7 protein-coding genes are annotated in these 8,845 nt (G+C 64.1%); 4 read left to right on the forward strand and 3 right to left on the reverse strand.

All coding sequences use genetic code 11. From position 1 onward, the window contains the following. The first annotated feature begins 89 nt into the window (after positions 1-89). Both ACI8UR_RS11660 and rbcL read left to right on the forward strand, forming a co-directional pair. A complete protein-coding gene (locus ACI8UR_RS11660) occupies positions 90-245 on the forward strand; it encodes a hypothetical protein (protein ID WP_411713896.1) in 156 nt (51 codons plus the stop codon). 161 nt (positions 246-406) lie between these two features. After that, a complete protein-coding gene (gene rbcL, locus ACI8UR_RS11665; RefSeq protein WP_411713895.1) occupies positions 407-1,660 on the forward strand; it encodes a type III ribulose-bisphosphate carboxylase in 1,254 nt (417 codons plus the stop codon). On the opposite strand, the gene ACI8UR_RS11670 is transcribed toward rbcL, so the two are convergent. After that, entirely contained in the window at positions 1,661-2,212 is a 552-nt protein-coding gene (locus ACI8UR_RS11670) for a hypothetical protein (protein ID WP_411713894.1), read from the reverse strand. It lies immediately after the preceding gene. Positions 2,213-2,310: 98 nt separating this feature from the next. On the opposite strand from ACI8UR_RS11670, the gene ACI8UR_RS11675 reads away from it, so the two are divergent. Next, positions 2,311-4,980, forward strand: a complete 2,670-nt coding sequence (locus ACI8UR_RS11675) for an AAA domain-containing protein (protein ID WP_411713893.1) — start codon at positions 2,311-2,313, stop codon at positions 4,978-4,980. 282 nt (positions 4,981-5,262) lie between these two features. Here the strand turns inward: ACI8UR_RS11675 and ACI8UR_RS11680 are convergent, their stop codons facing one another. Together ACI8UR_RS11680 and ACI8UR_RS11685 are read right to left on the reverse strand one after the other, a co-directional pair. Then, positions 5,263-6,153 carry a 3-keto-5-aminohexanoate cleavage protein gene (locus ACI8UR_RS11680; protein WP_411713892.1) on the reverse strand — a complete coding sequence of 297 codons (891 nt, stop codon included), beginning with the start codon at positions 6,151-6,153 and terminating at the stop codon, positions 5,263-5,265. 27 nt (positions 6,154-6,180) lie between these two features. After that, positions 6,181-7,032: an enoyl-CoA hydratase/isomerase family protein gene (locus ACI8UR_RS11685; protein WP_411713891.1), complete on the reverse strand. Its 852-nt coding sequence runs from the start codon at positions 7,030-7,032 to the stop codon at positions 6,181-6,183. Between the two features lie 114 nt (positions 7,033-7,146). Here ACI8UR_RS11685 and ACI8UR_RS11690 point away from each other — a divergent pair. Beyond that, positions 7,147-8,845: acyl-CoA dehydrogenase family protein (locus ACI8UR_RS11690; RefSeq protein ID WP_415087897.1), on the forward strand; the 1,699-nt coding region annotated here is incomplete at its 3' end.

Consider the following 8,845-nt stretch of genomic DNA (forward strand, 5'->3'; position numbering starts at 1 on the left):
TTAGCTGCTCGGTTTTCAGCCCTTTACCGGCTATATCGCATGACACTGTCTGACAAGGATTTATATACGAGGGGTGCTGACTCCTTGGTATGGTGAACCAACACACGCCATACGACTACGGAGACGCAGAGACCGAAGCGATCGGTGACGACCCGGCACACGAACGACAACACGGTCTGGACACGGTCATCGTCGACGGGGCGGCGATGAGCTACAGAAGTTACGCGAGCGAAGAACCGGAGTGATACCGTCGGGCCGACGTGAAACGCGTCGGCCTCGGGTCGGTCGATGCCAACGGCCGCCCCGACTCGTCGCGGTTTTCTATTGGTTCGTAACGCTTTGATTCGACCCTTCTGTCGCAACTCCGCTGCCATGGTATAAGTCACCACGCCTCGAATAGCCCGATATGGAGTACGCCGACTTCCTCGATGAGTCCTACGACCCCCGCGACGACGACCTCGTCTGTACGTTCCGGCTCGACCCCAGCGAGGGACTGTCCGTCGAAGCCGCCGCGAGCCGCGTGGCCTCGGAGAGTTCGAACGGGACGTGGGCCGCCCTCTCGCCCGAGTCCGACGTGCGGCAGTATTCGGCGACCGCCTGCGACATCGGCGAAGCCAGCGACCACGGCATCGAGGTAACCGTGGCATATCCCGAGTCGCTGTTCGAGGACGGCAGCCTCCCACAGGTGTTGTCCTGCATCGCCGGCAACATCATGGGAATGAAAGCGGTCGACACCATCCGACTGCTCGATTGTGAGTGGCCGGAAGGTCTCGCTAACTCGTTCCCCGGCCCGCAGTACGGTTCCGACGTGCGAACCGAACTGCTCGATGCCGGCGACAGGCCGCCACTTGCGACGGTGCCGAAGCCGAAGGTCGGCCTCTCGAGCGACGAGCACGCGGCGGTCGGCTACGACGCGTGGGTCGGCGGCGTCGACCTGCTGAAGGATGACGAGAACCTCACCGACCAGTCGTTCAACCCCTTCGAGCGCCGCGTTACGGCGTCGCTCGACGCCCGTGACCGCGCCGAAGAACAGACCGGCGAGCGGAAAGATTATCTCGTCAATATCACCGCCGAAACCGACGAGATGGTGCGTCGGGCCGAGTACGTCGCCGACCACGGCGGGTCGTTCGTCATGGTCGATATCATCACCTGCGGGTGGAGCAGCCTCCAGACCGTCCGCAGGCGGACGGACGATCTCGACCTCGCGATTCACGCCCACCGGGCGATGCATGCGGCCTTCGACCGCCTGCCACAGCACGGCGTCTCGATGCGCTGTCTGGCCCAGTTCGCCCGCCTGGCCGGGGTCGACCATATCCACACCGGGACGGCCGGGCTCGGCAAACTCGAAAACGAGGATACGGCCGGCATCAACGAGTGGCTCCAGGCCGATTTTTACGGCCACAACGACGTGTTGCCGGTCGCCTCCGGCGGCCTGCATCCGGGCATCGTCGACCAGCTCCTCGATGCGCTCGGAACGAACGTGCTGGTGCAGGCCGGCGGCGGAATCCACGGCCATCCCGACGGCACCGAAGCCGGCGCCAGGGCGCTTCGGGCGGCCGTCGAAGCCTCCGTCGAGGGGGAGTCGCTGGAATCACGCGCCGAAAGCGAGCCGGCACTGGCGACGGCGATGGAGAAGTGGGGAACCGAGTCGCCGCGGTGATTACTGGAAGCCGCGGCCGACGTCGCTCTCTTCGATGAGGTCGTCGAGTTCCTTCGTCAGGAGGTCGTCGGCTTCCTCGAACGTCTCCGAGAGGTCGTCCAGCCGATCCGGGCGGTCGTACATGTCGTGTTCCATCGGCCCGAAGGCGGGGCTGTCCAGTGCTTCCATCACGTCCTCGAAGAGCGCGTCGCCGGTCGTCGGTGCGTCAGAATGCGTCTCGAGAACGGTCTCGAGTTCCTTGGCGCGTTCCTTCGCTTCGTCCTCGTCTTCGATGCCCTGATTGACGCCGAACCGACCGCCTGTGTCCTGGTCGGGGAACAGTGGGTCGAGTTCGTCGTCTATCGACCGGGCGACCTGAGCGCCGACGCCCTGCACTTCGAAGGGGTTCTTCGCGTACGTTTTGAGCTGGTAGACGCCGACGGAGGGGTGACCGAGGAACATGTCCTCGCCGACACCACTGCGGCGGTCGCCGGCGAGTGCCCGCCACCCGCTCGATTCGGCGCCCGATTCGACGACGTCTTCGAGGATATCCTGCCAGTCGCGGACGCGCATATGTGAGTAACGGCGATGGATGGGAAAGAAGCTGTCGCTCCGGGCGATTACCCGCCGGCCACAGTAAGCGTTTTCAGCGCCCGTTGCCTCCCTCGGGTGTGAACATTCGCGGCCCCATCGTCGAGGCTCGTGCCCCCCGAACCGTCGAGACGAGTCGCGGCACGTCCGAACTCGCGGAGGTGCTGGTACGCCCGGAGCGTGGGGCCAGAGAGCCCGTTCAGGTGACGCTGTGGGGCAAGTGGACGGAGACCGCAGAGGTGCTGGAAGAGGGAATGGAACTGCTCGTCACCGACGCCGAAGCGCGGGAGTTCCGCGGCGAGACGCAGTATTCGACGACGGGGGATTCAGCGGTCGTCGTCGAGCCGGAGTTCCTCGTCGACGTGACCGATATTCGCGGCTGGGTACAGTGTCCGCGTATCTACTATCTGAACAAGCTTACCGGGATTCCGCTGAAATACCCGGTCGTGAAGGGGACGGTCGTCCACGAGGTGTTCGGCGACCTGCTTCGCGGTCGCGACCTGGACGACAGCATCGACGAGCGAGTCGCCGAGGCAGCCCTGGACATCGGCCTACTGGGCGAGACGGCTGACTCGGTGGCCGACGATATCCGAGAGAACGCCGCCGCCATCCAGGGGTGGCTCCAGCAGGGCACCTTCGGCGAGGATTCGTGGCGCTCCGAGCAGACGCTCATCTCCGAGCAGTTCGGCATCAAGGGCCGCGCCGACGCTGTTCGACGGGGAATGCCCGTCGAACTGAAAACGGGGAAGAACCTGAAGCGCGACCCACGATTCCAGGACAAGGTGCAGGCGGCCTGCTACGCGCTGCTCCTGTCCGATAACATCGCCGAAGCCCCAGACACCGGAACACTGCTGTATACGAAAAACACTGCACTCGACCGCAGCGAGGAGTCCGGCGACCTCTCGCCGGCCAAGGAGTTCGGTATCGGTTCGGGCTTCCTGCAGTTCGTCCTCCGGCAGCGCAACGAAATCGCCGCCGCGGAGTTCGACCTGACCGTTCCGACGGGCTACGAGGCCGACGCGAAATGCGAGTACTGCTTTGAGCAGGACACCTGCATGGTCGTCGCCGGTCGCCTCGACCAGGAATCGAAAGCCGGCCAAATCGGCGACCCATTGCCCGCAGTGGAACAGGATTACTTCGAGCGGTTCTACCGCGCTATCGAGGCGGAGCGCCGGAAGGTACACGACGAGTACCGAAAGCTCTGGGAGCAGACGGCCGAGGGGCGGGCCGACGACGACCGGGCGCTCATCGGCCTCGAACCCCTCGGCCGTGAGCCGGTCTCGGGCGGTCGGTGGCGCCTGCGTGCGAAGCGTACCTCCGACGCCGTCTCGAAGATTCGAGAGGGCGACCGCGTCCTCGCGAGTGACGGCCACCCGACCCGCGGCACGGCCGAACTCGCGACGGTCGAGCAGTTGGACGACGAGATCGTCGTCACGGCCGACGAGCCGTTCGACCTCCGGCGGCTCGACGTGTACCCTTCCGAAATCGGCGTCGACCGACAGCTCTCGGCGCTGCACGACGCCATCCTCCGTGGCGCCTCCGACCGCAAGGACGTCCTTTTCGAGCGGCGAGCCCCGACGTTCTCCGGCGAGCGCAGAACGTACATCGACAACAATGAGGCCCAAGACGAGGCGGTCAACAAGGCAGTCAGGGCGGACGATTTCGCTCTGGTGCATGGCCCGCCCGGAACCGGGAAGACGTACACGCTCGCTCGAACCGTCCGCGCGCTCGTCGACCGCGGCGAACGCGTCTTGTTGTCGGCGTTCACGAACCGCGCCGTCGACAACGCCATCGAGGCGCTCGAAGAACAGGGATTCACGGACATCGTCCGCTGGGGGTCGGAGAACGGCGTCCGCGACGACATGCAGAAATATCGTATGGAGCGCTCCGGCGATCCCCGCGAGCGTGCGGCCACGCTGCAGGACGCACAGGTCGTCGCCGCCACGACGGCCGCCTGCGGCTCTCGTGCGCTCAAACAACAGCAGTTCGACGTGGCCGTCGTCGATGAAGCCGGGCAGTTGACCGAACCGGGGACGTTCCTCGCAGCGAACCTCGCAGACCGATTCGTGCTCGTTGGCGACCACGAACAGTTGCCGCCGGTCGTGCGGGCAGAGGGCGACAACCCTCTCAAGGGGTCGCTTTTCGAGCGCCTCATCGAGACCTATCCCGAAGCAGGCGTCATGCTCGACCGCCAGTATCGGATGAGCCAGCGCGTCCAGTATTTCTCCAGCCGCGAGTTCTACGATGGCCAGTTGCGCCCGGCGACGGGCGCAGTCGCCGCCCAGCGGCTCGACGATCTGCCCGGCGTCGACGCATCAGCACTCCCGCTCGAATTGCAAGATCCAGTCTCGTTCATCGACCCTGAAGGCGTCGCGACTGGGAACACGAACGTGCGCGAGGCCGACCGCGTGGCCGAAATCGTCCAGGCGTATCTCGATGCCGGCTTCGACCGCGAGGACATCGGCGTCATCGCTCCGTTCCGGGCGCAGGTCGCCGAAATCTCTCGGCGGCTCCCCGATGTGGCGGTCGATACGGTCGATAGATTCCAGGGCTCCTCGAAGGAGGTCATCATCGTTTCCTTCGTCGCAACGGATGACTTGGGAAGTCCGATATTCGAGGATTATCGCCGGGTCAACGTCGCGCTGACGCGGGCGAAGAAGGCGCTCGTGCTCGTCGGCGACGCGGAGGCGCTTTCGACGGTGCCGTTCTACGAGCGGATGTTGGAGTGGACAGAAGGAAGCGAGCGGTAGCGAGGCTCCCTGGAAAGGCGGGAGGTGAGTACAGCGCGCCGGCGTGGCGGTTGGGGAGGCGGGTCGTTCGTGATAGTTGGGCATCCGCGCGGCCGCAGGGAGCGCGGTTCCCGGCGACGAACGAAGTGAGTCGCCGTAGCGCCGACTGACTAACGCTCAGCCGACCGAAGGGAGGTGAGCGGCTGGAAGGAGGCGCGCATATTTTCCCCAAGTTTTTGCCGAGAACCGGTGTCGCGCGCCGAACGGCGCGCGACCCGCGTTCTCGTGCAAAAAGTGGGTGTTCTAAAGGTGGTCGGCGTCGATCTCCATAATCTCCGCCGCCTCTGCCGGCGTCGCGGGCTCGCGGCCGACGTTCTCGGTGAGTTCGGCGGCCTTTGCGACGAGTTCGCCGTTCGTCGCCATCTCGCCGTTCGGGAGATAGAAGTTGTCTTCGAGGCCGACACGGATGTTACCGCCCATCGAGAGTGCGCCGGCAGCGAGCTGCCACTGGCCTTCGGAGATGCCGATGACCTGCCAGTTCGCGTCGTCGGGGAGCTGTCGCACCTGGTGGGCGAGGTTCTCTATCGTCGGCGGGATGCCGCCGAGCACCCCCATGACCAGCGAGAAGTTGATGGGTGATTCGAGATCGCCTGACTTGATGAACGGGCGGATGTTGCCGATGTGGCCGGTGTCGAAACACTCCAGTTCGGGCTTGACGCCGCTTCCGTTCATAGCCTGCAGGAACTCACGGATCTCGTTGAACGGGTTCTCGAACACCATATCGAAGACGAAGTCGTCGCGGTTCTCGCTGTACTTCGCGTAGTTCATCGAACCCATGTTCAGCGCGGCGATATCCGGCTGGACGCCTTCGACGTACTGGACGCGGGTGTCGACTGGCTCGTGGAGCGCCCCCGTCGAGAAGTTGATGAGGATATCCGTGCGCTCGCGCACTTCGTCGTAGATTTCCTGATAGACCTCCTCATCGAAGGTGGGCGAGCCGTTCTCCGTGCGGGCGTGGATATGTGCGACTGCAGCACCGTTCTCGCGCGCTTCGGCGGCGTCCTCGGCGATTTCCTCCGGCGTGTAGGGAATGTGCTCACACTGGTCGCGGGTCGTGAGGGCGCCGGTAAGCGCGGCGCTGATGACTGCTTTATCGGGGTCGTTGCCTTTGATGGATTCTTGGTCGAGTGTCATGGTTGTGATGTCCGCTTGGTTGGCTGGCTATTCGTCATCGGGTCGGCCTCTCCAGTCGGGCTCGGAGTCCGTGAGGAAGGCGTTGAACCCCTCCTCGGCGTCGTCGCTCATCGCAAGCATTGTGACCATCTCGCGCATGTAATCGAGGGCCTCGTTGAACCCCATCTCGCGCTGATTGTAGAAGGACTCCTTGCCGAGTTTGATCATGAACGAGGAGGGCGTCACGAGGTCGTCGACGAGCGATTCGAGTTCCGTCTCGAACTCCTCGGCTGACACGATATCGGTGGTAAAGCCGATTTCGTGGGCCGTTTCGGCGTCGATATGTTCGCCCGTGAACAGCAGTTTGAGCGCCTGCTTTTCGTTGACCGTCCGCATGATGGGAACGAGCGCCTGTGCGGGGAAGATGCCGATGTCGACCTCCGGCGTTCCGAAGGTAGCCTCGTCACTGGCGACGATGACGTCACAGGCCGCGGCCAGGCCCATGCCGCCGGCGAGGCAGTAGCCCTCGACAGCGGCGACCGTCAAGGCGCCGGTGTCGATGGCCGTCTCGATGAGTTCCTTCATGCCGGCGAAGCCTTCGCGGTAGGCCTTCGAGCCGTGGCCGACGGCGCCCGCCATCGATTTGATGTCGCCGCCAGCACAGAACGTGCCGCCGGCGCCGCGAATGACGACGACGCGGGCGTCGCCTTTGTCGGCGAACTCGAACACGTCGAGCAAACCGTTGATGACGTTCTCGTTCAGGGCGTTGCGGTCTTCTGGGCGGTCGATCGTCGCTCGTACGACGAGGGCATCGTCATCGACCGATACGGCCAGATCGTCGTTGGAGAGTTCCTCGCTCGTGACCATCCTGTCGAACGAATATGGTGGCGTTCCTATCATGATTTCGGATAGTCGGAAACGAACAATTAGTTTACCCGTGAAACTCGAAATCAGAGTTGAACGGGCGTGATGCGGGATGTGGCTTTATGCAATGGTGTCGCAAACCACCAGAACATGTCCACCGACCCGATACAGTATGCCGACTACGACGAGGGGCGGAACTGCAACTACTGGGCACTCGACCGGACGCTGCAGTTCGAGGCGCGGCGTATCTACCCCGACGACGAGTTCGAGTGGGCCGAGGACGTCCTCTCGGAATTCGGCGAGGTGCTCGGCCACCGGATGGCCGACACCGCCGACCGCATCGACACGGAAGGCCACGAACTGAAATCGTTCGACAAGTACGGCGACCGACTGAACGAGGTCGAGTATCACCCGCTCATCCACGAACAGGAGGCAATCGCCTACGAGCAGTTCGGTCTCACACACGACGCCTTTCACGCGCCGCCGGGCCGGGACGAGCCGGTCGGGTTGAGCCACACCCTGATGATGCAGGCGCTGCTGTCGTACGTCGACGGCGGCTTCTGCTGTCCCGTCTCGATGACGACGGGCGCCGCGATCGTCCTCGATACGTTCGATGACGGCGACCTGACGGAATACTTCGAGGGCCTGACTGCACGCGACCTCGACGACCACATCGAGGGGGCGATGTTCCTCACCGAAGAGCAGGGTGGCTCCGATGTCGGTGCGAACGAAGTGCGTGCGGAACCCCAGGATGACGGGACTTACCGACTCTACGGCGAGAAGTGGTTCTGCTCCAATATCGACGCCGAAGGCGCGCTCGCGCTCGCCCGGACGTCAGACGCCCCCGACGGCGTCGAGGGGTTGTCCCTGTTTCTCGTTCCGCGAACCAAGCCCGACGGCGAGGTCAACGAGTCGCATTTCCGCCGCCTGAAGGACAAACTCGGCACCATCTCCGTGCCGACCGGCGAAATCGAGTTCGAAGGCGCCGAGGCGTACCTCGTCGGCGACGAGCAGGAGGGGTTCAAATACATGGCTGAGATGATGAACTTCGAGCGCCTGACGAACGCGACGGGCGCAATCGGCATCATGGGCCGGGCGCTGCTTGAGGCGAAGGTGCGGGCCGCCCAGCGGGAGGCGTTCGGCAACCCCATCGACGAGTATCCGCTGATGCGACGCGACCTCGTGGACATGGCTGTCGATTACGAGGCTGCGGCCGCCTTCTCCTTCGAGGGCGCCCGCCTACTCGACGAACGTGAGCAGGTCGGCGACGACTCGGACGCCTACAAACTGATGCGGCTGTTCATCCCCGTCGCCAAATACAAGACAGGTCGGATGGCCGTCGAGACGACCTCCTACGCGATGGAGGTGCTGGGCGGGAACGGTTACGTCCGCGAGCACACGACGGAGCGACTCCTCCGTGACGCCCAGGTGCTTCCTATCTGGGAGGGGCCATCGAACATCCTCGCACTCGACGCGTTACGCGCGCTCAACCACGAGAACGCCCACGAGGCGCTGCTTCCGTACGTCCAGGAGAAACTCGCCGCGGTCGAGCACCCACTGCTTGAATCGCTCGCTGAATCGACCGAATCGCGCTTCCAGGAACTCCAGACGGCGCTGGGGACGCTTGCGACCGAGGACGGCGACTACGCACAGTATCACGCAAAGCGACTTTCCGACCTCATCTTCGACGTTGTTACAGCCGCCCTGTTCCTCGAGGAGGCCCAGTGGCAGATCGACGAGGAGGGAAATGGCCGGAAAGCCCTCGTCGCCCAGCAGTTCATCAAAACGCGGTTCGGCGATGATGACGCCTACGGCGTCGCCTCAGGTGAGCGATTTGCGATGGAGGACG

It is taken from the genome of Natronomonas sp. (genome assembly GCF_047616845.1).
Taxonomy (GTDB): Archaea; Halobacteriota; Halobacteria; order Halobacteriales; family Haloarculaceae; genus Natronomonas.